This is a genomic window from Ventosimonas gracilis, from assembly GCF_001580025.1.
Taxonomy (GTDB): Bacteria; Pseudomonadota; Gammaproteobacteria; order Pseudomonadales; family Pseudomonadaceae; genus Ventosimonas; species Ventosimonas gracilis.
In genome coordinates, this window is the sequence record NZ_LSZO01000039.1 from 1 (window position 1) to 682 (window position 682).

A 682-nucleotide genomic window follows, 5' to 3' on the forward strand; every position below is an offset into this window, starting at 1 on the left:
ACAAGAACGCGGGCAGCGCGAAAAGCAAGCACAGCAGCAAACGCAATCCCAAAGCCAATCACAGGGCTACAGCTTAAGCTTGGGGCATAGGCAGCAGCCATAAAGAGCATGCCGCCCGCAGCAAGATAACTCCGAAAAAGCCGCAAAGACCCTGCGTTTTCATCGGCCTTAAAACAAAAATTAGAGACAGCCGCAGCCCTTCCAGTTCGGGCGCGTCACCAACGCGGCGCGGCGTTCATGCGTGCGCTGGCGGGTGCTGGATGGGCTGCACCGCGAGGCGCAGACCCATCGTCTTGAGGATTGCCGACAGACTGCGAATCTCCGGGTTGCCCTTCGCGGACAGCGTGCGATAGATGTGCGTGCCGTTAAGCTGCGCCTTCTCTGCCACCTTGGACACGCCTCCGAATGCCTTCGTCATCTGGCGAAGCGCGATCAGTAGCTCGCCTTGGTCGCCGTCTTCAAGGATGCTATTCAGCAGCTCCACCGCATAGGCAGGGTCTTTACCGAAGACTTCGGCCATCGCATCATCATGTGCTCGATCTTTCATCACTCTTTCTCCTGTTTCATGTTGCTGCGCTGTCAGTCCTTCCAATATTCGCACGCCTTCGATATGTCGGCGTCCTGCGAACGCTTGATGCCGCCGCAGAGCAACAAGACCACGGCTTGCCCGGATTGCGCGTAA

The 682-nt window shown here is 57.8% G+C and carries 1 protein-coding gene; it reads right to left on the bottom strand.

Going from position 1 to position 682, the window contains the following annotated elements; genetic code table 11:
• Window positions 1-235: 235 nt before the first annotated feature.
• Entirely contained in the window at window positions 236-547 is a 312-nt protein-coding gene (locus AXE65_RS02055; RefSeq protein ID WP_068387358.1) for a helix-turn-helix domain-containing transcriptional regulator, read from the bottom strand.
• Window positions 548-682: the final 135 nt, after the last annotated feature.